18 protein-coding genes, 3 pseudogenes and 1 riboswitch are annotated in these 21053 nt (G+C 75.8%); of the genes and pseudogenes, 11 read left to right on the top strand and 10 right to left on the bottom strand.

What is annotated here, in order from left to right:
- Positions 1 to 1094: 1094 nt before the first annotated feature.
- The 6 genes from KBX37_RS27130 to KBX37_RS27105 all read right to left on the bottom strand — a co-directional run bounded on the left by KBX37_RS27130 (position 1095) and on the right by KBX37_RS27105 (position 5443).
- Positions 1095 to 1580, bottom strand: coding sequence for a phage tail protein (locus KBX37_RS27130; protein ID WP_088961616.1), 486 nt, complete (start codon positions 1578 to 1580; stop codon positions 1095 to 1097).
- 2 nt (positions 1581 to 1582) lie between these two features.
- Complete coding sequence (locus tag KBX37_RS27125; protein ID WP_210778726.1) at positions 1583 to 2821, bottom strand: phage tail sheath C-terminal domain-containing protein; 1239 nt, start codon at positions 2819 to 2821, stop codon at positions 1583 to 1585.
- A 30-nt stretch (positions 2822 to 2851) separates the two neighbouring features.
- Positions 2852 to 3547 (bottom strand): carboxypeptidase-like regulatory domain-containing protein, encoded by a 696-nt coding sequence (locus tag KBX37_RS27120; RefSeq protein WP_210778725.1) that lies wholly within the window; start codon positions 3545 to 3547, stop codon positions 2852 to 2854.
- Positions 3544 to 4152 (bottom strand): glycine zipper family protein, encoded by a 609-nt coding sequence (locus KBX37_RS27115; protein WP_210778724.1) that lies wholly within the window; start codon positions 4150 to 4152, stop codon positions 3544 to 3546. The genes KBX37_RS27120 and KBX37_RS27115 overlap by 4 nt, the downstream gene beginning before the upstream one ends.
- 14 nt (positions 4153 to 4166) lie before the next feature.
- Positions 4167 to 4514 (bottom strand): hypothetical protein, encoded by a 348-nt coding sequence (locus KBX37_RS27110; RefSeq protein ID WP_210778723.1) that lies wholly within the window; start codon positions 4512 to 4514, stop codon positions 4167 to 4169.
- 116 nt (positions 4515 to 4630) lie between these two features.
- The gene (locus KBX37_RS27105) at positions 4631 to 5443 is read right to left on the bottom strand and encodes a DUF3153 domain-containing protein (RefSeq protein ID WP_210778722.1); all 813 of its coding nucleotides are present in this window, start codon (positions 5441 to 5443) and stop codon (positions 4631 to 4633) included.
- Positions 5444 to 5756: 313 nt separating this feature from the next.
- Between KBX37_RS27105 and KBX37_RS27100 the strand changes: the two genes are divergently transcribed.
- The 3 genes and pseudogenes from KBX37_RS27100 to KBX37_RS27090 form a co-directional block, all read left to right on the top strand.
- Positions 5757 to 6236 (top strand): Rrf2 family transcriptional regulator, encoded by a 480-nt coding sequence (locus KBX37_RS27100; protein ID WP_088964565.1) that lies wholly within the window; start codon positions 5757 to 5759, stop codon positions 6234 to 6236.
- A 28-nt stretch (positions 6237 to 6264) separates the two neighbouring features.
- On the top strand, positions 6265 to 6741 hold the full coding sequence (locus tag KBX37_RS27095; protein ID WP_154936386.1) for a cupin domain-containing protein: 477 nt from the start codon (positions 6265 to 6267) through the stop codon (positions 6739 to 6741).
- Between the two features lie 56 nt (positions 6742 to 6797).
- Positions 6798 to 6926: pseudogene (locus KBX37_RS27090) on the top strand (RNA pyrophosphohydrolase); the annotation flags it as partial.
- A 125-nt stretch (positions 6927 to 7051) separates the two neighbouring features.
- Here the strand turns inward: KBX37_RS27090 and KBX37_RS27085 are convergent.
- Entirely contained in the window at positions 7052 to 8212 is a 1161-nt protein-coding gene (locus KBX37_RS27085; protein WP_210778720.1) for an FAD-dependent oxidoreductase, read from the bottom strand.
- 68 nt (positions 8213 to 8280) lie between these two features.
- Between KBX37_RS27085 and KBX37_RS27080 the strand changes: the two genes are divergently transcribed.
- Positions 8281 to 8910, top strand: a complete 630-nt coding sequence (locus tag KBX37_RS27080) for a TetR/AcrR family transcriptional regulator (RefSeq protein WP_210778719.1) — start codon at positions 8281 to 8283, stop codon at positions 8908 to 8910.
- A gap of 101 nt (positions 8911 to 9011) precedes the next feature.
- On the opposite strand, the gene KBX37_RS27075 is transcribed toward KBX37_RS27080, so the two are convergent.
- Entirely contained in the window at positions 9012 to 9950 is a 939-nt protein-coding gene (locus KBX37_RS27075; RefSeq protein ID WP_210778718.1) for an AraC family transcriptional regulator, read from the bottom strand.
- An 81-nt stretch (positions 9951 to 10031) separates the two neighbouring features.
- Between KBX37_RS27075 and KBX37_RS27070 the strand changes: the two genes are divergently transcribed.
- The 5 genes from KBX37_RS27070 to KBX37_RS27050 all read left to right on the top strand — a co-directional run bounded on the left by KBX37_RS27070 (position 10032) and on the right by KBX37_RS27050 (position 14734).
- Positions 10032 to 10853, top strand: coding sequence for an NAD(P)H-binding protein (locus KBX37_RS27070; protein WP_210778717.1), 822 nt, complete (start codon positions 10032 to 10034; stop codon positions 10851 to 10853).
- Positions 10854 to 10900: 47 nt separating this feature from the next.
- The gene (locus tag KBX37_RS27065; RefSeq protein WP_210778716.1) at positions 10901 to 12022 is read left to right on the top strand and encodes an aromatic acid exporter family protein; all 1122 of its coding nucleotides are present in this window, start codon (positions 10901 to 10903) and stop codon (positions 12020 to 12022) included.
- A 95-nt stretch (positions 12023 to 12117) separates the two neighbouring features.
- The gene (locus KBX37_RS27060; protein WP_210778715.1) at positions 12118 to 13329 is read left to right on the top strand and encodes an MFS transporter; all 1212 of its coding nucleotides are present in this window, start codon (positions 12118 to 12120) and stop codon (positions 13327 to 13329) included.
- A gap of 80 nt (positions 13330 to 13409) precedes the next feature.
- Positions 13410 to 14306, top strand: a complete 897-nt coding sequence (locus tag KBX37_RS27055; RefSeq protein WP_210778714.1) for an aldo/keto reductase — start codon at positions 13410 to 13412, stop codon at positions 14304 to 14306.
- A 92-nt stretch (positions 14307 to 14398) separates the two neighbouring features.
- Positions 14399 to 14734, top strand: coding sequence for a hypothetical protein (locus tag KBX37_RS27050; protein ID WP_210778713.1), 336 nt, complete (start codon positions 14399 to 14401; stop codon positions 14732 to 14734).
- A 4-nt stretch (positions 14735 to 14738) separates the two neighbouring features.
- On the opposite strand, the gene KBX37_RS34885 is transcribed toward KBX37_RS27050, so the two are convergent.
- Together KBX37_RS34885 and KBX37_RS36090 are read right to left on the bottom strand one after the other, a co-directional pair.
- Positions 14739 to 14984 carry a hypothetical protein gene (locus tag KBX37_RS34885; protein WP_247659035.1) on the bottom strand — a complete coding sequence of 82 codons (246 nt, stop codon included), beginning with the start codon at positions 14982 to 14984 and terminating at the stop codon, positions 14739 to 14741.
- 50 nt (positions 14985 to 15034) lie between these two features.
- Positions 15035 to 15433, bottom strand: a pseudogene (locus KBX37_RS36090) (hypothetical protein); the annotation flags it as partial.
- 127 nt (positions 15434 to 15560) lie between these two features.
- Positions 15561 to 15690, top strand: a riboswitch (cobalamin riboswitch).
- 333 nt (positions 15691 to 16023) lie between these two features.
- Between KBX37_RS36090 and cobN the strand changes: the two are divergent.
- On the top strand, positions 16024 to 19719 hold the full coding sequence (gene cobN, locus KBX37_RS27040; RefSeq protein ID WP_210778711.1) for a cobaltochelatase subunit CobN: 3696 nt from the start codon (positions 16024 to 16026) through the stop codon (positions 19717 to 19719).
- A pseudogene (locus tag KBX37_RS27035) lies at positions 19716 to 21053 on the top strand (ATP-binding protein); the annotation flags it as partial. The gene cobN and the pseudogene KBX37_RS27035, both read left to right, overlap by 4 nt.

Here is a 21053-nt window from a genome sequence, read left to right as displayed (position 1 = left end):
GTCGGTGCGCCGGGTCGGTGGCGGTGCCCGCCCGGCCATCGGCTGTCGTGCCCTCGCAGGGTGCGGTCACCGGACCCTGGCCGGTGGCTGGCCCGGACTGGTCGACCCGGTCGACGCGGGGCTCAGCGGGACCGGCGGGCGGCAGCGCCTCCCGGTGCGGGTGGGCGCCGCCATCGCCCGGCCTGCTGTGGGACCGGTCGTTGAATCCGGCGGCGGGGCCGGGTACCGCCGGACGGATCCGCCAAGCTGCCGGCCCCGGGTGAGCGCCGGCGCCACGCCCTGGGGACCGGTCGACCTCCGCCGACCTCCCGACCCGTCGCTCGGGTTGCCCGGACCGGTGGTGTTCCGGCCGGCCGGGCCCGGAATGCGCCGGCGGCGGTCCCGGCCGGGAGTCCGGCGCTGCGGCTCCCGGCCGGCCGCTCGGGTCGGAGACGCCGGGCAACCCGCCGGCGGCCGAAGAACTCGGCCCGGCTGTGCCGATGACGCCGTCGGGCCGGTTGCCCGCAGTCACGGGCCCGGGACGGGGGTCCGCGCCGGAGTCGCCGGCCCACGAACCCACGCCCGTGCCGGGCTCGCCAGGCCACGAGCCCCCGTTGGGGTCGCCGCGCCGCGCGCCGACGGCGGCGTCGGCTTCACCGGGCCACGAACCCAGAACCCCGCCCGGGTGGTGGGGCCACGAGTCCCCGGCCATTCCCGGCGGGACCGGACCGGTCCGGGGCAGAGCCGGCGTACCGGAGCGGGCGGGCGGCCGGTTGCCACCCACCCCGTCGGCGGGCTCGCCCCGTGGGTCGCGCGCACCTGCGGACGGCCCGGCGTCCGACAGGGCGTCCGAGTCGACGTCCAGGCCGCGCAGCAGGCCGGGGGCGTGCGCGGCGACCAGGCGCAGCCAGTGCTCCGGCGGCTGGCCCGGCCGGCGCGGCACGTCCCGCCTCGCCTCGGCCGACGGCACCTCCGGTCTCGCCTCGGGCCGGCCCGGCGTCGCGTGGGCCGGCGGCAGGTCCGGTGTCGTCCCGGCCGGGGAGCCACCGGCGCTCGGGGCGGGATCCCACCGCTCGACGGCGTCGGCGGCGTCCCGCAGCCGCCGGGCCAGCCAGCTACGCGGTCCTGGGCGCGGCGGCGGCACTGCCCGACTCCAGCTCCAGGCCCTCGTACGCCAGGGTGAGCGCCTCGATGGCGATCTCCTGGGAGAGGGTGTGCAGGTGCGCGCCCCGCCACCGCATGGGCCACGCGTTGATCATGTTCCAGCGCAGCGCCTCGCTGGTGCCGGCGGCGTCGAGCAGCACCACCGAGACGTTGCGGCGGTTCACCGTCCCCCGGGCCGCGGCCTGCACCCAGTCCCACAGCTCGCGGGAGGAGGTGAGCCCGAAGTGCAGGGTCACCGGGGCGTAGTCCACCTGGCCGGGCACGGCCCGGATCCGGTCGTTGCCGGCCTCCCGGTACGCCCGCCGGGCGATCGTCACCTCCAGGCCGCTGACCTCCGTGAAGTGCCCGTTGGTGATGCCGTTGATGAGCAGCTTGAAGTTGTAGGCCCGGTACGGGTCGACCGGTGCGCCCGGTTGCGGCGTGGCGGGGGTCGTCATTGTCAGCCTCCGATCGTCTCGGTCTCGGTGCCACCGGCCCACTGGCTGAGCTTGAACACCACGAACTCCGCGGGCTTGACCACCGCGATGCCGATGTGGGCGACCACCATGCCGGCGTCGCGCACGTCGGCCGGGTTGATCTCCTCGTCGCACTTGACGAAGAACGCCTCCTCGGGCGTACGCCCGAGCAGGGCGCCGTCGCGCCAGACCCGGGTGAGGAAGGCGCCGATGTCGCGCCGGATCGAGCGCCACAGCGAGAAGTCGTTCGGCTCGAAGACCATCCACCGGGTGCCGTTGGCGATGGCCTGCTCGATGGAGATGGAGAGCCGCCGCACGTTGAGGTAGCGCCACTCGCTGGCCTCGGCGGCGAGCGTACGGGCGCCCCACACCCGGATGCCCTCGCCGGCGAAGTAGCGGATCACGTTGACGCCCTTGGGGTTGAGCACGTCGTGCTCGGGGCGGGTGACCAGGTACTCCAGGTCGACGGCGCCGCGTACCGGCTCGTTGGCCGGTGCCTTGTGCACCCCGCGCAGCCCGTCGGTGCGGGCCCAGATGCCGGCCATGTGCCCGCTCGGTGGGGTGAGCACCAGCTCGCCGCTGAGCGGGTCGCGTACCCGCAGCCAGGGGAAGTAGCAGGTGCCGAAGTCCGACTGCCGGGGCCGGTACGCGGTGGTGCCGCCGTCGTCGTCGGCCGGCTTCGCCGTACCCTCGGCGGGTTTGCCGTCGGCGGCGCGGGGGGCCCGGGCGGAGCTGGGGGTGGCGACCCGGGTCAGCGCCGAGATGTCGTCGATGCCCGGGGGCGGGTCGCAGATCGCCACCATGGTGCGCAGCCGCTCGGCCATGCTCAGCAGCGCCTCGTGCGAGACCGGGTCGTGGAAGCCGGGGGCGGCGAGGATGGAGACCTCGTCGACGGCCTCCAGCAGTTGCAGGCCGGTGCGGCGCTGGCCGCCGCCGGTGAGCTGGCCGTCCTCGCCGACGTTGACCACCCAGCACCGGGTGCCGCCGTTGTCGAGGAAGCCGAAGACGGCGCGGGCCAGCGGCGTGCTCTCCGGGCGTTCGCCGCCGGCGTAGAGCCGCAGGAACTCCGACCAGCTGTTCACCGGCATCGCCCGGTCGACGTGGGCGCCGCGGTCCGGGGCGATGCCGACGAACGCGGCGGTGCTCATGCCGACCGGCCCGATCGGGTGGGCCCCGCTCGGCACCTCCTCGACGTAGATGCCGGGGGAGAAGTAGTTGGGCATCGGTCCTCCTGGTGCGCGGGGCGGTCCGGGTCAGCGGGCCGGGGGTTCGCAGACGATGACGAGGTCGGTGTCGGCGGGGTCGACGTCGGCGGTCAGGGCGTGGCCGCGGCCGACCAGGCGCAGCCGGACCGGGCCGGGCTGCGCGGGGTCGTCCGGCACGCCGGTGAGCCGGAACCGGCCGGCCGGGTCGGTGTGCGTGGCCTGCGAAGTGCCGACCAGTTCGACCCGCATCGCGGCGAGGGGCTGCTCCTGCGGGCCGACCACCCGGCCGTCCAGGGGGCGCATCGGCAGCTGCCGCAGCCGCAGCGGGCGCAGCACCGGCGGCGCCGTCGGCAGCGGCCGGGCCACCTGCGCGGGTACGTCGATCAGCAGCGCCGGCCGGGGCGGCACGCCGAACGCCCGCCACAGCTCCGGGTCGCCGGCCTCCAGCAGCACCGCCGGCTCCCCGTCGACGACCGCGGCGGCGAGCACCCGGTCCAGCCGGGGCAGCGCCGCCGGGCCGGCGGCGCTGAGCAGGTAGCGAATCGTGAAGCGGTACGGCTCCCGGTTGCCGGTGCCGCGGGTCTGCCGGCCGGGCCGCAGCTCCAGCGGCCAGACCGTCAGCCCGTCGGCGGGTCCGCCGTCGGCGGGCGGGCCGACCGGGACGACCTCGCCCGCCGCCGTGGCCAGCCACGCCGCCAGGTCGGCGGTGGCCGCCTCGACCGGTCCACGCCCGTCGTCGGTCATCGCGGCGGGCTTCCCTGGATCCGGTACGCGATGGCCTCGTTCCAGACGTGCGGGTAGACGCCGATCTCGAAGTACCGGGTGAAGGCGTTGATCGGCGCGTTGGTGTGGTCGTGCCAGAGCAACCAGACCGGGGCGATGGTGAAGAGCACGTAGTTGAGCAGGACCAGCGGGATGTAGAGCGGGCCGAGCAGCCGGCCCTGGAAGATGTGCACGTCCTCGTGCCGCTGGATGCCGGGGCTGGAGCCGGCGCAGACCGTGCCGATGGTGGTGGCGTACCGCGGGGAGACGCCTTCCACGACGTCGACCCGGCAGCTGTGCTGCGAGGTGGTCCGGTCGAGCTGGTGGCCGAAGATCAGGTGTACGGCGAGGTAGACCGCGCCGACGGCGGTGTTCAGCAGGCTCCAGGTGTGGTCCACCACGAAGAGCCAGACGCCGCGGGTGTCCGGGCCGTACACCCGGGCCGAGGCGACCGCCCAGCCGAACGGGCCGCCGACGAGCAGCCCGGCGACGGCGCCGATCAGCAGGCCGAGGGTGCCGCCGGCCCAGCCGCCGAGCGCGGCGCCGAGGATGATGTGGACGGCGGCGCTGATGATTCCGAAGACCATGACGCTCACCTCTCTCAGACCCAGGAACGGATGTAGCGGGGCTCGCCACCGCCCTGGGCGATCCGGCTCGACGACGCCTGCGTCGCCTGCCGGTTGCCCGGCGGCAGCTGGTTGATGCCGAGGGCGGCCGAGAAGATGATCAGGCCGTTGAAGAAGGCGATGATCCACTTTTCGGCGCCGACGTCCGTGGCGAACGCGGCGGTCAGGTAGGACAGCGCCAGGGCGACGCCCAACGCGATCCACTTGCGGGCCTTGTCGCCCGCGGGTCCGAGCAGGCCGCCGACGACGTTGGCGGTCAGCAGGGTGGCGGCGCTCGCGCCGGTGAGGCTGCCGAGGGCGGGCCAGGTGAAGAGATCGTTCACGGCGATCTCCCTTCGGGTGGTGCCGGGAGGGTGGTGTGGTGTGGTGAGGTGCGACGGCCGGGTTGGTGCGCCCGGCCCGGCCGCCCGGGTGGTGGCGATGTCCGGCCCTGACGGGGTCAGACCGGCCTCGGATGCTCCGCCGGTGGCGTGGCGGCCGGCGCGACGGCCGCGCCCGTCGGCGCCGCGGCGGGGGCGGCGGCGGACCGGCCCCGTCGGCGCAGCAGCAGGACGGCGACGACCGCGCCGACCACGAGCAGTACGACCACGGCCCCGACGACCAGGAGCCAGGGGAACGACCCGCCTTCGTCACCGCCGGGGGAGGCGGCCGCCGTGGCGGACGGCGAGGACTTCGGCGCCGCCTCGGCCACCGCCCGCAGCTCGAGCGGCTTTTCCTGGTTGGCGACGACCTTCCAGGTGACCGAGCGGCCGATGCGCGTGCCGTTGGTGTCGATCACCCGACCGGGAAAGGTCAGGGAAATCTCGAACGACATCAACTGCATGAACCTCGCCTGGTTCAACGGATCCTGTTCGGCCACCTTCCCGCCGTATTTCTTCGGATCGAGCGGGAGGCTGAACCGGTAGAGATCGTCCTCCCGGACCAGTTTCACGCTCTCGCTGGTGAAATCCTTCAGCGGAGTGTGGTGGTAGGTGATCAGGGAACCGTAGAAGCCTTCATTCTCGTAGACCCGCTCCTCGCCCTTCGGCAACGTGGGGATGTTCTGCCGGAGTTCGGCGAAGCCGACCTGGACGGTCCTGTTGTCGGTGGTCAGGAACCGTTTGTCGGCGGTCAGCAGCAGTTGCCCGTCGATCGTGTCGTCGGCGTTGACGGTCAGGCCGATGTTCAGCTGCATGCACCCGGTGAGCACCGCCACCAGGGCGAGACACACCGCGAGGCGGAATGCCCTGCCGCGGTCGAGTCTCGCATTCATGCCAGCAGTGTGTGTGATCGCCCTCACTATCCGCAGTCAGCGATCAGTCACAACGGTGTCACCGATCTTACCGGCCCCTTGTCCCTTTCGGCTGACGCCGGAAATGGGCGCGATCGATATTCTGGAGGGTTGGCCGGACGCAATTTCGACGCTCCGCCCCGGGGAGGGCGGTGACGGAATTCGGCCAGGGTGGACGGTGCCCGCGACGAGCCGCCGAGCGACGGGCCGGCCCGACGGCGGGCCGGCATCGGCGCCCGGCTGTGCGGAAGGCTTGCCGAGCGAATACTGGACATCTAGTATCCAGAATATGAAGATGGCCGAGGGCGTCGAGTGGGCGCTGCACAGCTGCCTCAACATGACCTGGCTGGAGCCGGGGCGGGCGGTGTCGGCCGCCCGGCTGGCCGCGTTCTACGGGCTGCCCACGGCGTACCTCAACAAGCAGTTGCAGGCCCTGGTGCGGGCCGGGATCCTCCGGTCCGTCTCCGGCCCGCGCGGCGGGTTCCGACTGGCCCGCGCCCCCGAGGAGATCACCCTGCTCGACGTGGTGACCGCCATCGAGGGGGCGGAGGAGGCGTTCCGTTGCGCGCAGATCCTCCGCCAGGGGCCGGGGGGTCGCGCCGATGTCGACTACCGGCAGGCCTGCCTGATCTCCCAGGCGATGCGCCGCGCCGACCTGGCCTGGCGGCGGGAGTTGGCCGGGCAGACCCTCGCGCAGCTGCGGAAGGCGGTCGGCGACCGCTACCCGGACACCCCGCGGAACACCCGTGAGCGCCTCGTCGCGCCCCCGTCCTGAGCATCGTCCCCATCAGAAGGCGAGCATCATGACCACGGCACCCCTGCATGTCCGCGCCGACGACGCCACCGTCCTCGCCGACGGCCCGACCAGCCTGATCACCCTGCTCGGTGATGCCGGCGAGACCGGCGGCGCGCTCACCGCCAACCGGGCCACCTTGCACACCGGCTCGCCTGGCGCCCCACCGCACCTGCACACCCGCGCCGCCGAGACGTTCTTCGTCCTCGACGGGGTCCTCGACGTGCTGGTGGCCGACGAGATCCGCACCCTGCGCCGCGGCGACTTCCTGCTCGTCCCCGCGCACACCCCGCACGCCTTCGCCCCGGCCCGCGGCGAGTCCGCCGACGTGCTGGTGGTCTTCACCCCCGGCATCGACCGGTTCGACTACTACCGGCTCCTCGAGCGGGTGTACCGGGGCGAGGCCGATCCGGCCGAGATCGCCGCCAGCGGACAGCGCTACGACAACCACTACGTCGACAGTCCGCTGTGGCGCGACCGCCCCTGACCGCGCCGCCCGCCGGGCCCGGCCACCGTGGCGGGCCCGGCGACCAGGCTGACCGGGTGCGTCTCGTCGCCTGCGTGCTGCTCGTCGACCCGACCGGCCGGCTGCTGTCGCGGCTACGCGACGGGCACGCCCCGTACCATCCGCAGGTCTGGGGGCTGCCGGGCGGGCGCGGGGAACCGGGGGAGACGGCCGTGTCGACGTGCTGACCCGCTTCCTGGCCTCGCCCGAATACGCCGGCCTGGCCGCCGCCGGTCGCTGACCGCCGGGTCGGTCGAGGCCGCCGGGTCGGTCGAGGCCGGGGCCGGTCCGCTCAGTCGCGTGGCGGGTGCCAGTCGGCGTACCGGGCCGCCTGGCGCAGCGTGACGCGGGACGGGGTGAGCCGGATCAGGGTGTCGCGGCGCGTGACCGCCACCGGGTGGCGCAGCTGCTGGCCGACGCGGCCGGCGCGGGCCGAGGCCCGGGCCACCGCCTGGCTGCGCGGGCGGCGCTCCCGGTCGTAGCGGGCGAGCGCGGCGTCGAGGTGTGCCGGCCCGCCGGCGCAGGCCGCGCCGAGGGTGACCGCGTCCTCGATCGCCTGGCAGGCGCCCTGACCGAGGAACGGGGTCATCGCGTGCGCCGCGTCGCCCAGCAGTGCCACCCGACCGCGCACGTAGGACGGCAGTGGCGTGCCCAGGTGGTGCAGGTCGTGCCGCAGCACCTGCTCGGGCCGGGTGGCGGCGAGCAGCGCCGGGACGGGGTCGTGCCAGTCGCCGAAGCGCTCCCGCACGGCGGCCAGCTCGTCGGGGGCCCGCCCGCCGGGTGGGGCGGTCACCGCGGCGTACCAGTAGGCCTGGTCGGCGCCGAGCGGGACCATGCCGAACTCGGCGCCCGGGCCCCAGCTCACCGCGGTCGGCAGCGGGTCGTCCCAGCGGATCGCCGCCCGCCACGCCGTCGTCCCGCTGTACGTGGGCCCGGGGTGCTCCGGCCAGAGCCGGGACCGCACGGCCGAGCGCAGCCCGTCGGCGCCCACCACCAGGTCGGCGGCGAGTTCGGCGGGCTCTCCGCGCCAGCGGTGCCGCACCCGGGCGCCGTCCGGGCCGGTCGTCACGTCGACCACCTCGGCGTCGGTGCGCAGCGCGGCCGCCGGCAGGGCGTCGCGCAGGACGCCGTGCAGCCTGCCCCGGTGGGCCCCGAGCGCAGTGGTGCCGAGCTGCCGGGTCAGGTCGGCGCCGTCGACCCGGGACAACCAGCGCCCGCTTCGGGTGCGCAGCCCGCCGGGGGCCTCGGCCCGGCCGTGCGCGCGGACGGCCGCGCCGACGCCGAGCGCGTCCAGCCCCCGCAGCGCGTTGGACATCAGGGTCAGCCCGGCGCCCACCTCGCCCAGTTCCGGCGCGCGTTCGAGCACGGTGATCCGCCAGCCCGCCCGGTGCAGGGCGAGGGCGGCGGCCAGGCCACCGATCCCGCCGCCGACCACCACCGCGTGTCCGTCCATCCCGACCGCCCTTTCTACAACTGTAGAAGTTCATACTACAGCTGTAGAACACCGACGAGGAGGCCCGGATGAACGCTCGGTCCGCGCGGGTGGCGGCGTTGGCCGACGCGGCGATCGCGCTGCTCGCCGAGGGCGGGATGCGGGCGCTGACCCACCGGGCCGTCGACGCCCGGGCCGGGGTGCCGGTCGGCACCACGTCGGCGTACCTGCGGACCCGGCAGGCGCTGATCGAGGCGGTGGTACGCCGCCTGGTCGACCTGGACCGGGCCGACCTGATGGACCGCGAACTGCCCACCGACGCGCCGCCCCCCGGGCCGCCGCCGCGGCTCACCCCGACCGACCTCGACCACCTCGCGGTGGCCACGGCGCAGGTGCTGGACCGCTGGCTCACCGTCGGACGGGACCGCAGCCTCGCCCGCTACGCCTGCCTGCTGGAGGCCGTGCACCGACCCGAGCTGCGGCCGATCCTGGCGCACGGCACCGTGCTGCGCGAGCAGGCCCGGGCGCTGCTGGCCGGCGCCGGCGCGGCGGACCCGCGGCGGCAGGGCGACCAGTTCGTCGCCTTCGTCGACGGGCTGCTCTTCGACCGCCTCGTCGGCGCCGGTGCGCTCAGCGCGCCGCCGCCCGGCAGCCCGGAGAGCCGCGAGGACCTGCGCTCCGCCGTCCGCGCCCTGCTCCGCGCCTTCACCGGCGTCTGACCTCTCCGACCCGGCCGGGTCTCCGGTCCTCGGCAGGCCGTGATCGCCTGACGGTCGGGTCGCCAATCCTCGGTGGAGCGACGGCCCGGCGGTGAGTTCGGTCAGGCGACCGGGGTGCGGGTGCGGTGGTCGCGGGGGCTGATGCCGCGTACCCGACGAAAGGCGGTGCTCAGCGCGAACGGGCTGCCGTAGCCGACTCGGCGGGCGACCGCGCCGAGGGTGGCGTCCGGTTCGCGCAGCAGGTCCGCCGCGAGGCTCAGCCGCCAGCCGGTCAGGTAGGCCATCGGCGGCTCGCCGACCAGCTCGGTGAAGCGGCGGGCCAGCGCGGCCCGGGACACCCCGACCTCGGCGGCCAACGACGCCACCGTCCAGGGGCGCGCCGGATCGTCGCGCAGCAGGCGCAGGGCCGGTCCGACCACCGGGTCGGCCGCCGCCGCGTACCAGGAAGGGGTGGCGCCGGGCCGGTCGAACCAGGTCCGCAGCACGGCGATCAGCAGCAGGTCGAGCAGCCGGTCGAGGACGGCCTCCTGGCCGGGGGAGTCCCGCACCACCTCGTCGGCGAGCAGCCCGACCAGCGGGCTGTGCCACTCGTCGGCCCGGACCACCAGCAGCGCGGGCAGCGCGGCGAGCAGCCGCCGGTTGACCTCGCCCGGCAACTGGTACGTCCCGGTCAGCAGCGCCGTGCTGCCCGGTGTGCCGGTACCCCAGGTCCGCACCCCCGCCGCCGGGGTGGTGGTCAACGGCTCGCCGCGCAGCGTGGTGCACCGCTGGCCGGGGTGGATGACCACCTGCGGCGCGGTGGCCGGGTCGTCGGCGACGGTGTACGCGTCCGGGCCGCGTAGCACCGCCACGTCCCCGGGGTGCAGCAGCTCGGCGGAGCTGTCGTCGGGCACCACCCAGGCGGTGCCGCGCACCACGGCCACCACGGTCAGCGGCGCGCGGTCCTCGATTCGCAGCGCGAACGGCGGGTCCAGCAGCGAGCGGAGCAGGAACGCCCCCCGGGCGCGAGGGCCGTCGAGCAGGCCGGTCAGGAGATCCACGGTGGCGAGCGTAGACGCCCGCGTATGCCCACACGACGGCGAACCATTCAGCGTCTCACCGCCGATCGGTTGACTGTCCCCATGACGGAACACCTGACGACACTCGTCCTCGGCGGCACCGGCAAGACCGGTCGACGGGTCGCGCGGCGCCTCACCACGCTCGGCGTACCCACCCGGATCGGCTCCCGCGCCGGCACCCCGCCCTTCGACTGGACCGACCGGGACACCTGGGTGCCGGCGCTGCGCGGCGTCGGCGCCGTCTACCTCGCGTACCAGCCGGACCTGGCCGCGCCCGGCGCGGTCGCGACGGTCGGCGACCTCGCCCGGCTCGCCGTCGCGCACGGCGTGCGGCGGCTGGTGCTGCTCTCCGGGCGGGGCGAGCCCGAGGCGGCCGAGGCCGAGCGGGCCGTCGCGGCGAGCGGGCTCGACCCCACCGTGCTGCGGGCCAGCTGGTTCGCGCAGAACTTCAGCGAGGGACACCTGGTGCAGCCGCTGCGCGCCGGCGTGCTCGCGCTGCCCGTCGGCGACGTGCCGGAGCCGTTCGTCGACGCCGACGACATCGCCGAGGTCGCCGTCGCCGCGCTCACCTCCGACCGGCACGCCGGCGCCACGTACGAGCTGACCGGCCCCCGACTGCTCACCTTCGCTCAGGCGGTCGACGAGATCGCCGCAGCGGCCGGCCGTCCGGTGCGCTTCGTGCCGGTCACCAGCGCCGCGTACGCGGCCGAGCTGACCGCCGCGGGTGTCCCGGCGCCGGAGGTGGCGCTGCTGACGTACCTGTTCACCGAGGTCCTCGACGGCCGCAACGCCCGGCTGGCCGACGGGGTGCAGCGGGTGCTCGGCCGGCCGCCGCGCGACTTCCGGGCGTACGCGGCGGAGGCGGCCGGGGCCTGGCGACCCTGACCCGCCGGCCCGGCTACGGTGGGCCCGAACGCGGCGAGGAGGCGGCGATGGTCCGGTGGGGCTGGTTCCGGGAAGCCGCCGGGCGGCTGCGGCAGGGCTGGCTGCCGGTGGTCGAGACGACCCTGGCCGCGACGGTGGCGTGGATCCTGGCCACCCGGCTGGTCGGCCACCCGCAGCCGTTCTTCGCCCCCGCCGCCGCGCTGATCGTGCTCGGCCAGGCCCGGGGCCAGCGGGTCCGCCGGGCGGTCGAGGTGCTGCTCGGGGTCGCCGCCGGCGTCCTCGTCGCCGACCTGGTGGTGCAGGCGCTCGGACCGCGCACCAGCTGGACGGTGTTCACCGTCATCCTGCTCACCATCGCGCTCGCGGTGGCGGTCGGGGCGAGCACGGTCGCCGTGGTGCAGGCCGCGGTCTCCGCCCTCTACCTGGTGGTGGTCTCGCCACCGACCGAGTCGCTGGTGCCGTTCCGGTTCGTCGACGCGCTCATCGGCGGCGGGGTGGCGGTGGTGGCCAGCCAGCTGATCGACGCCCGGCGGCCGCTCGCCCCGCTGGTCGCCGAGTTCCGCCGCACCTACCAGGGGATGGCCGAGGTGCTGGCGGAGGTCGCCGCGGCCCTCGACGCCCGGGACGAGCCCGCCGCGCTGGCCGCCCTGGACCGGGCCCGCCACCTCGACGCCGCGGTGGAGCGGCTGCGCACCGCGGTGCTCGCCGCCGGCGAGGCGGTCCGGCTCAACGTCCGGCGCCGGCGGCACATCGGCCGGCTGCGCACCGTCGACGCCACGGTCGGCCAGCTCGACTACGCGGTCCGCAACGTGCGGGTCCTCGCCCGGGCCGGCGTGACGTTCAACCGGCTGCCCACCCCGGTGCCGCCCGAGCTCGGCGCGGCCCTGCGGGACCTGGCCGAGGCGGTCCGGGCGGCGGGCGAGGCGCTCGCCGCCGACCTCGACGGCGCGGAGGAGGCCGGCGACCGGCACGCGGCCCGCGCCGAGGCCGCCGGCCGGGCCGCGGTCGGCGTCGCCGGGCGGCTCTTCACCCACGGCCAGACCCTGCCGCTGGCGATGATCGTCGGGCAGGTCCGGGCCACCGCCATCGACCTGCTGCGGGGCGTACGGGCCGACGACGCGGCGGTGCTGGCCCGGGTCGACGAGGCGCTCGGGCTGCCCGCGCTCTGACCAGCATGTGGTAAGGAGCGCATCTGGCTTGTGGTCGTGACGAAACCGGTGTGTGATCAACGGCGAGACGCCGTACCACCGGAAGGACGCAAGCCGTGAGCCCACTCGTCACCGCGCCGAGCCCCGCCGTACCCCGGCAGGTGCTGGCCGCCCGCACCGGCGTCGCGGTGGTCTTCGCCCTCAACGGCCTCGCCGTGGCGTCCTGGTTCTCCCGGGTCCCCGCGGTCCGCGAGGCGCTCGGGCTCAGCGCCGGCCGGCTCGGCCTGCTGCTGCTGGCCATGTCCGGTGGCGCGGTGCTCGCCCTGACCACCGCCGGGCTGGTCACCCAGCGCCTCGGCGCGGCCCGCACGGTGGTGGCGTCCACCGTGCTGGTGGCGGTCGGGATGGCCGGCGTCGGGGTGGCCGCGGGGGTGGCTGGCTCGCTGCCCGCCGTGGCGGTCGCCCTGTTCGCCCTCGGCTACGGCTCCGGCACCTGCGACGTGGCGATGAACGTCGAGGGCGCCGCCGTCGAGAAGCGGCTGGGGCGCACCATCCTGCCCCGCTTCCACGCCGCCTGGAGCCTCGGCTCGGTGGCCGGCGCGGGCATCGGCGCGGGGGCCGCCCGCGTCGGGCTGCCGATCGGCGTGCACCTGGCGGTGCTGGCGGTGGTCGTGCTCGGCGGCACCGTCCTCGGCGCCCGGGCCTTCCTGGCCGCCCAGCCGGCACCGGACACCGCCGCCACCCGGCGCGGTGGCCTGCTCGCCGCCTGGCGGGAGCCGCGCACCCTGCTGCTCGGCCTGCTGGTGCTGGTGATGGCGTTCGCCGAGGGCAGCGCGAACGACTGGCTCGCGGTCGCCTTCGTCGACGGGTACGACACGAGTGAGGCCGTCGGCGCCGCCGTCTTCGCGGTCTTCGTCACCGGCATGACCATCGGGCGGACCGCCGGCACCGTCGCCCTCGACCGCTGGGGGCGGGTGCCCGTCCTGTTCGCCACCATCCTGCTCGCCGCCTTCGGCGCGGCGGTGGCGGTGCTGGCCGGCTCCGGGCCGGTCGCGATCGCCGGGGTGGCGCTCTGGGGGCTCGGCGCCTCGCTGGGCTTCCCGGTGGGGATGAGCGCCGCCGCCGACGACGAGGAGCGGGCGCCGGCGCGGGTCAGTGTGGTCGCGGTGCTGGGCTACACGTCGTTCCTCGCCGGGCCGCCCCTGCTCGGCCTGCTCGGCGACCGGGTCGGCATCCTGCACGCGCTGCTGGTGGTGCCGCTGCTGCTGCTGCCCACCCTGGCGCTGGTGCCGGTGACCCGGCCGCCGGCGCACCCCGCCAGCACATAGAACCTAACAGCGGCCGCCCCCGGGCGGTATCGGGTGCGCGGCCGACTGCGCAGCTCAGCCGTGCTGGCTAGGGTCGCCGGATGCCTACCGAAGAGATCACCGCCGCCGCCGCGGGCAACTGGACCCTGGGCGACCGCGCCGTGCGCCGGATGGGGTTCGGCTCGATGCGGACCACCGTCGACCCCGACCCGGACCGCGCGGTGCGGGTGCTGCGCCGCGCCGTCGAGCTGGGCGTGAACCACCTCGACACCGCCGCCTTCTACGTCTCGCCCGGCGGCACCCTGAACGTCGGCACCGGCCCCGCCCGGTACGCCACCGAGCTGATCCGCGCCGCGCTCGCCCCGTACCCGGAGGACCTGGTGATCGCCACCAAGGTCGGCTTCTCCTACGACCCGGCGACCGGCCTGCGCGAGGAGGCCACGCCGGCCCAGCTGCGCGCCCAGGTCGAGGAGAACCTGCGCCGGCTGGGCCGCGACCACCTCGACGTGGTGAACCTGCGGATCGTGAAGCGCCCCGGGCGGGACTCGGTGGCGGAGTCCTTCGGCGCGCTGGCCGAGCTGCGCGACGCCGGGCTGATCCGGCACCTCGGCCTGTCCAACGTCCGCCTGGACCACCTCGACGAGGCGCAGGCCATCGCCCCGGTGGTCTGCGTGCAGAACAGCTACGCCGTCGACAACCGGGGCGACCAGGACGCGCTGCTGCGCGAGTGCGGGGCGCGCGGGGTGGCGTACGTGCCGTTCTTCGCCCTCGCCGGCGTCCGGCGGGAGGCGGGCGCGGCGGCCGAGCACACCGCCGCCGTCCACGAGATCGCGCGGGCCCACGGCGCCACCCCGCACCAGGTACGCCTCGCCTGGACCCTGCACCAGGGGCCGCACGTGCTGGCCATCCCCGGCACCGGCGACGAGGCGCACCTGATCCAGAACGTCGCGGCCGGCGCGCTGCGGCTCTCCGCCGAGGAGCTGGCCGCGCTCGACTGAGCACGCCCGGTCAGCTCCCGCTCACCGGCCTCGCAGCCGACTGTCAGGTGACGGTGCTCCACTGGAGGGACGCCGACGAGAGGAGCGGGCAGATGGGCTGGTTCAGCCGGCGGTCCCGGGCCGCCGTCCCCACCCCGACCAAGCTCGACCGGGAGGCCACCCGCGAGGACCTGGCCGCGCTGGAGGAGTTCGTGACGAGCCGGCAGGGCGTGGAGTTCTACCTGGAGCCGGAGACCACCGCCACGGACACCACGGTGGTGGCGATCGCCCACGACGGCGAGTGGATCCGCCGCCGGACCGGCTCGCCGCAGGTGGCGGCGAAGCTGGCCGGCCGGCACGCCGTGCCGCTCTACGAGGCGGCGAGGACCGGCTACCCGGAGCGGATGCGGGTCTGGAACCGGGCCCACCCGGAACGCCGGATGCGCTGACCGCTCACCCCTCGACGGCGGCGCGGGCCTCGTCGAGGGTCATCGGGTCGGCGTGCCTGGAGACGTACCAGTGGTAGTGGTCGTCGAGCAGCCTGCGCACCAGCGCCAGGTCGGGGCCGTCCCCGTCCTGGCGCAGGTGCATCGGGGGCGGGTAGAAGCAGTCGCCGAGCAGCAGCACCGCCGAGTCGGGCACCAGCACCACGGTCGAGTCGGCGGCGTGCCGGCCGCCGACGTGACGCAGGCGCCCCACACGTGGTCCCAGTGGTGGTGGGTGTAGACCAGCCAGCGCGGCTCGGGCAGCCCCGCCGCCGTCAGGGCGGCGCGGATCTTCCGGGCGTGGCCGGGGCTGTGGCCGACGTCGACCAGCACGCCGCCGCGCTCGTCGGTGATCAACGCCACGCTCGGTTGGATGGTGCCCGGGTCGGGATCGCCCGGGTGGAGCCAGACCCGGCCGGCGAGGTGGTGGAACGCGGGCTCGGCGATGGCTGGGTCCCTTTTCGATCGACCGTCGACGCTCGGCCGTCGGGACCGATCGTAGGCGACCAGTCCCCGGCCGGTGGCCCCGCCGTCGGCGCTGACCGGCGGAAACCTGCCCACACCGTCCCCTTTGCTCTGCAGCCGCCCGGGCAACGGTGAAGCACTCCCGGTGTCGCCTCCGGGGCAGCAGAGCAAAGGGTGTGCGGCATCGAGGGCGGACATTGTCCGGACCGGCCGCCGCGGCGGCGCCGATCGTCCGTCCTCGATGGGCTGCTGACCGTGGCGTGGCCCCGGGCGGCGTTGACCCGGTGCCGAGGAATGTGGCAGCATTCGCGGCCTGACGGCAGTGAAGGAAGCCGGTGCGATTCCGGCGCGGTCCCGCCACTGTCACCGGGGAGCGATCCCCCCTCGCGCGTCACGGCCGTGTTCCTGCGGTTGGAAGGCCGGGGGAGAGCGTTGATCCGGAAGCCAGGATACTTCGGCCGTCGGGATGACCCCAGGGCGTGGACACCCGAGGAGGACCCGATGACGCGCAGCGTCCCCACCGTCGACGAGTTCCATCGTACCCGTTCCGGGCGCGGTGCCGCGCCCCTGCCCGGCCGTGCCGTCGCGCCGGCCGACCGCCCGGACGCCCCGTGGGGCGCCCGCGCACCGCGTTCCGCCGTTCACCGCTGACCGCCGCACCGTGCCGCCCACCGGTTCATCGCCGGTGATCCGCCCGGCGGCCCGTCGTACCCGCTGAACCGCGCCCGTCCCCTCGCCTCGCCCGACCGGCCCCGCGCCGGTCCGGGCGTCACTCTCCGGAGCCGTCCGTGCGCATCCTGCTGCTCTCCACCGCCGACACCGACCTGCTCGCGGCCCGCGCCAGCGGCGCCGGCTACCGGCTGGCCAACCCCGCCCGGGTCGCCGCCGACGCCGTGCCGGCGCTGCTCGACGGCGTCGACCTCGCCGTCGTACGCCTGCTCGGCGGCCGGCAGGCGTGGCCGGACGGGCTGGCCGCCGTGCTCGCCTCCGGCGTGCCCACGGTCGTGCTCGGCGGCGAGGCGGTGCCCGACGCGGAGCTGATGGCCGCCTCCACGGTGGCCTCCGGAGTGGCCACCCAGGCGCTGTCCTACCTGGTCGAGGGGGGTCCGGCGAACCTGGCCGAGCTGGCCCGGTTCCTCTCCGACACGGTGCTGCTCACCGGCGAGGGCTTCGACCCGCCCGCGCCCACCCCGGCGTACGGGGTGCACGGCGAGCGGGCCGCCGCGGCGTCGACGGCGGCCGGAGCGGCCACGGCGACCCGCCCCACCGTCGGGATCGTCTTCTACCGGGCGCACGCCCTCGCCGGGAACACCGGCTTCGTCGACGTCCTCGCCGACGCGGTCGAGGCGGCCGGCGGCGACCCGCTGCCGATCTTCTGCGGCTCGCTGCGCGGGCTCACCCCCGGCGACGGGCCGCTCGGCCTCTTCGCCCGCTGCGACGCCCTGGTCGTCACCGTGCTCGCCGCCGGCGGCGCCGTCGCCGCGGACGCCTCCGGCGGGGGCGACGAGGACGCCTGGGACGTCGGCGCGCTCGCCGCCCTCGACGTGCCGATCGTGCAGGCGCTCTGCCTCACCAGCACCCGCGAGCAGTGGGCCGGCAGCGACGCCGGACTCTCCCCGTTGGACGCCGCGATGCAGGTGGCCATCCCCGAGTTCGACGGGCGGATCGTCACCGTGCCGTTCTCGTTCAAGCGCATCGACGCCGACGGGCTCTCCGGCTACGCCGCCGACGCGGAGCGGGCCGCCCGGGTGGCCGGCATCGCCGTCCGCCAGGCCCGGCTGCGGCACGTGCCCCACGCCGACAAGCGCCTCGCCGTCGTACTCAGCTCGTACCCCACCAGGCACTCCCGGGTCGGCAACGCGGTCGGCCTGGACACCCCCGCCTCGGCGGTCCGGCTGCTCGCCGCCCTCGCCGCCGCCGGCTACGACCTCGGCGACCAGCCGGTCCCCACCGACGGGGACGCGCTGATCCACGCGCTGATCGCCGCCGGCGGGCACGACGTCGAGTGGCTCACCCCCGAGCAGCTCGCCGCCGCTGAGGCGCGGGTACCCGGGCAGACCTACCGGCGCTGGTTCGCGCGGGTGCCGGCGCCGCTGCGGGAGCGGATGCGCACCCACTGGGGCGAGCCGCCCGGCGAGCTGTACGCCGACGGCGGCGACCTGGTCCTGGCCGGGCTGCGCTTCGGCAACGTGGTGCTGATGATCCAGCCGCCGCGCGGCTTCGGCGAGAACCCGATCGCCATCTACCACGACCCCGACCTGCCGCCCAGCCACCACTACCTGGCCGCGTACCGCTGGCTGGCCGCGCCGGTGGCCGACGGCGGCTTCGGCGCCGACGCGGTGGTGCACCTCGGCAAGCACGGCACGCTGGAATGGCTGCCCGGCAAGGGGCTCGGGCTCGCCGCCGACTGCGCCCCCGACGCCGTCCTCGGCGACCTGCCGCTGGTCTACCCGTTCATCGTCAACGACCCCGGCGAGGGTACCCAGGCCAAGCGCCGGGCGCACGCCGTCGTCGTCGACCACCTCGTCCCGCCGATGGCCCGCGCCGAGACGTACGGTGACCTGGCCAAACTCGAGCAGCTCCTCGACGAGTACGCCACCGTCCAGGCGCTCGACCCGGCCAAGGTGCCGACCGTGCGGGCGCAGATCTGGGACCTCGTTCGGGCCGCCGAGCTGCACCACGACCTGCACACCGCGGACATGCCGGCCGCCGACGACTTCGACGACTTCGTGCTGCACCTCGACGGGTACCTCTGCGAGGTCAAGGACGTGCAGATCCGCGACGGGCTGCACATCCTCGCCGAGGCGCCCACCGGCGAGGCGCGGGTCAACCTCGTCCTCGCCGTGCTGCGCGCCCCCCAGGTCTGGGGCGGCACCCGCGCCCTGCCCGGCCTGCGCCAGGCGCTCGCCGCCGCGTACGGGCTGGACGAGCAGCACCTGCTCGCCGAGCCGGGCCGGCGGATCGCCGTGCCGGAGCCGCTGACCGAGGCGGCGGACGGGCCGGCCGCCACCGCCGCCGACGCCGTCGACCTGGTCGAGGCCCTGGCCCGCCGGCTGGTCGTCGGCATGGAGACCCTCGGCTGGGACGCCGACAAGGTCGACGCGGTGGTCGAGGAGGTCACCGGCCGGGCGATCGGCGACGCCGCCGAGGTGCTGCGCTTCGCCGCCCGCGAGGTGGTGCCCCGGCTGGCCCGGACCACCGACGAGATCGACCGGGTGCTCGGCGCGCTGGACGGTCGGTTCGTGCCGCCCGGCCCCTCCGGCTCACCCACCCGCGGCCTGGTCAACGTGCTGCCCACCGGCCGCAACTTCTACTCCGTCGACCCCAAGGCCATCCCGTCCCGCAACGCCTGGGACGTCGGGGTGGCCCTCGCCGACTCGCTGCTCGCCCGGCACCTCGCCGACACCGGCGGATACCCCCGCTCGGTGGGGCTCACCGTCTGGGGCACCAGCGCCATGCGTACCCAGGGCGACGACATCGCCGAGGTGCTGGCCCTGCTCGGCTGCCGGCCGACCTGGGACGACCGGTCCCGGCGGGTCACCGGCGTCGAGGTGGTGCCGCTGGCGGAGCTGGGCCGCCCCCGGGTGGACGTCACCGTCCGCATCTCCGGCTTCTTCCGCGACGCCTTCCCGCACGTCGTGGCGCTGCTCGACGACGCGGTACGCCGGGTCGCCGCTCTCGACGAGCCGGCCGGGGAGAACTACGTCCGGGCCCACGTCGACGCCGACCTCGCCGAACACGGCGACGAGCGACGGGCCACCGCCCGGATCTTCGGCTCCAAGCCGGGGGCGTACGGCGCGGGGCTGCTGCCGCTGATCGACGCCCGGAACTGGCGCACCGACGCCGACCTCGCCGAGGTGTACGCCGTCTGGGGCGGCTACGCCTACGGCCGGGACCTGGACGGGCGGGAGGCGCGCGCCGACATGGAACGCTCCTTCGCCCGCATCGCCGTCGCCGTCAAGAACCAGGACACCCGCGAACACGACATCGTGGACTCCGACGACTACTTCCAGTACCACGGCGGGATGGTGGCGATGGTCCGCCATCTCACCGGCGCCGCGCCGGCCGCGTACGTGGGCGATTCGGCGATGCCGCACGACGTCCGCACCCGCACCCTCGGCGAGGAGACCCGGCGGGTGTTCCGGGCCCGGGTGGTCAACCCGAAGTGGATCGCCGCGATGCGCCGGCACGGCTACAAGGGCGCGTTCGAGCTGGCCGCCACGGTGGACTACCTGTTCGGCTACGACGCCACCGCCGGCGTGGTCGACGACTGGATGTACGAGCACCTGGCCGCCGCGTACGTCTTCGAGGAGACCACCCGGGAGTTCCTGGAGCAGTCCAACCCGTGGGCGCTGCGCGGCATCACCGAGCGGCTGCTCGAGGCCGCCGACCGGGGCCTGTGGGCCGCGCCCGAACCGGCCACCCTCGACCGGCTCCGCGAGACGTACCTGGCCAGCGAGGGCGACTTGGAGGACCGGCAGTGAGCGCGAGGAGTGAGCCGGTTCTGCGAGCCCCGCAGTCGCGATCGAAGGAGGCGCAGTGAGTGCATATCCGTTCAGCGCGGTGCTCGGCATGGACGACATGCGCCTGGCCCTGCTGCTCAACGCCGTCTCCCCGGCCATCGGCGGGGTGCTGGTGCGGGGCGAGAAGGGTACGGCCAAGTCCACCGCCGTGCGGGCCCTCGCGGCGCTGCTGCCCCCGGTCGACCGGGTCGCCGGCTGCCGCTTCGCCTGTGACCCGGCCGCCGCCGACCCCGCCTGCCCGGACGGGCCGCACCCGGCCGAGCCGGCGGCCGAGCGCCGCCCGGCCCGCCTGGTCGAGCTGCCGGTCGGTGCCGCCGAGGACCGGGTGGTCGGCTCGCTCGACCTGGAGAAGGCCCTCGGCGAGGGGGTACGCGCCTTCGAGCCGGGCCTGCTCGCCGCCGCCCACCGCGGCGTGCTCTACGTCGACGAGGTGAACCTGCTTCACGACCACCTGGTCGACCTGCTGCTCGACGCCGCCGCGATGGGCCGCTGCCACGTCGAGCGGGAGGGCGTCTCGGTCAGCCACGCCGCCCGGTTCCTGCTGGTCGGCACGATGAACCCGGAGGAGGGGGAGCTGCGCCCGCAGCTGCTCGACCGGTTCGGGCTCACCGTCGCCGTGGGCGCCAGCCGCGACCCGGCCGTCCGCGTCGAGGTGGTCCGCCGCCGGCTCGCCGCCGACGCCGACCCGGTCGGGTTCGCCGCCCGGTGGGCCGACACCGACGCCGAGATCGCCCGCCGGGTCGCCGCCGCCCGGCGGCGGCTGGACCGGGTACGGCTGCCCGACGCCGCGCTGCGCCAGATCGCCGAGGTGTGCGCCGCGTTCGACGTGGACGGGATGCGCGCCGACATCGTCACCGCCCGCACCGCCCTCGCGCACGCCGCCTGGCAGGGCCGGGACCGGGTGGGCGCCGAGGACGTCCGGGTCGCCGCCCGGCTCGCGCTGCCGCACCGGCGCCGCCGCGACCCGTTCGACAGCCCCGACCTGGACGAGAAGCGCCTGGACGAGGCGTTGCGGCGGGCCCAGGACGAGCACCCCGACGACGACCCGCCCGGCGGCGACGGCCCCGGCCCCGACGGGGACCCCGACGACGGTCCGGGCGGCCCCGGCGCGGGCGAGGGGGACCGCCCGGCCGGCGGCCACGCCGACGACCACGGTCCCGGCGGTTCGGGCCCGGCAGGGCGCGGCGAACCCGGGTCGACCGAGGCCGACGACGACGGACGCTCCGGCGACCGGACCGACCGCCCCGACCCGGCCGGCCGCAGCGACGGCGGCTGGCCGGCGGACGACGACGGGT

The sequence above is a fragment of the Micromonospora sp. U56 genome (assembly GCF_018070095.1).
In the GTDB taxonomy this organism is placed as follows: Bacteria; Actinomycetota; Actinomycetes; order Mycobacteriales; family Micromonosporaceae; genus Micromonospora; species Micromonospora purpureochromogenes.
This window is presented reverse-complemented; position numbering and strand designations above follow the sequence as displayed.